This window comes from Psychrobacter sp. T6-1 (assembly GCF_052258445.1).
This window is the reverse complement of sequence record NZ_JBQQFC010000445.1, coordinates 1-1,472: the sequence shown is the minus strand read 5'-3', so window position 1 is coordinate 1,472 and position 1,472 is coordinate 1. Positions and strand designations below refer to the sequence as shown.

The 1,472-nt window shown below is 49.8% G+C and carries 1 pseudogene; it reads right to left on the bottom strand.

The features are described from left to right. Positions 1 to 1,472 (bottom strand): annotated as a pseudogene (locus ACTXGO_RS13660) (exodeoxyribonuclease V subunit gamma); the annotation flags it as partial.

Sequence of the window (1,472 nt, the reverse complement as noted above, 5' to 3'; positions counted from 1 at the left end):
GTCGGCTCAGCACTCACTTGCTGACTCTCAAGCTCATCTTCAATACTATCAAGCATAAAGCTAAGCTTAAGCGTCAAATTACTCACCTGTGCAAGCCTTGCCTCAACGTGCTGATTATCCTCTACTGCCAGCCCCTCATCAGTACTATTAATGCGGTATTGCTGATAGTGGCGGTTGGCACGTAGACTACTCTTAAAGCCATTCATCGCGTTAAAGATAGCGCGCATAGGACGCGTCTGATCTAAGGCGCCAAAATAAGGATGGATAATGGTGTTCTCGATCGTGGCAAGCCACTCCTCAGCTTTATGGCGAGCTTGATACTTATCACGACAGGCATGCACGCCTGCATGAATACGGCACAGCGCTTCGATGATGGGCGCGTCCGCTAGGCTGATAGAGGAGATGGGTATCGTTTTTTCTGCCAAGGCCTTATCTGACCAGTGCTCAGGATACAGACAACCGCTAATCTTGGCCTCGGGCATCACCAGTCCTAGCGCTATCTGATCGAGCGCGTAGGCGAAACTAAAGCGATAATCGTAGTCAGAGGTATCTAGTGTCTGCTGAAAATGCGCCTCATCAAACCCGCGTACAAACCCCGCCTGCGCCAGCAAGTCACACGCGCGGCTCATCTGCTCATGAGTCAATCCTAGGCTCTCATATAGAGGCGGTAGCATAAGCCAGTCAAACACTTCAGCGGCCTCAAAGCGTGCACTGTCACTACCCAGCAGACCATAAAACCCGCGTATCGCCTCCCAAAGCTGACGAATCGACTTGTCGACCACTCCTGTCACCTTCGCAGGTAGCGTCAAACCATCTTGCCCTTCGCCGCTCACAAATACTGAGCTTATCAGCTCATGATGACGCTCGACATCAGGTAGTAATACAACGATATCAGAGACGTGGCGGGCGCTCCCATCGTCATTTGGCTCATTTAGCCAGCGCCCAATCATGCCGCGCAGTATCTCAAGCTGCCGTTGTAAGCTATGGCAAGAGTGAATACTTAGGCTATTATCATATTGTGACAATGGCCATTGGCGTGCTTGCTCGTAACGCTTGTCTTGTAACCTATCATCACTGAACCAATTATTAGAATTTGAGTCGTTAGAATCTAGGTTATTTTGGCTCAGGCTATGACCACTTTTACTCACATCGGCTTTAATCGAATGTCCATCAACCAAGGCGCTATCTTCTAGATCTAGCTGCATCTGTGCGCCGAGTGCGGCGCTTAAACGTCCCGCAGTCGTCTGCTGAGTCGCACTCTCATCAAGCATTAAGATATCTTGCTGCAAGTTTGCCAGTAAACTAAGTGGGCGCAAGTTACTGACTCCAGAGTCTGCAACCTCAAATCTGTCTTGCCAATCGAGCACAAAGCCGTCTTTATTATCATTATTATCCAGTCCCGCCAGCATCGCAAAAGTCTCACGCGACTGCTTACCCAAACGCGATAATAGCGTGTGCCCGTGATCACGCAA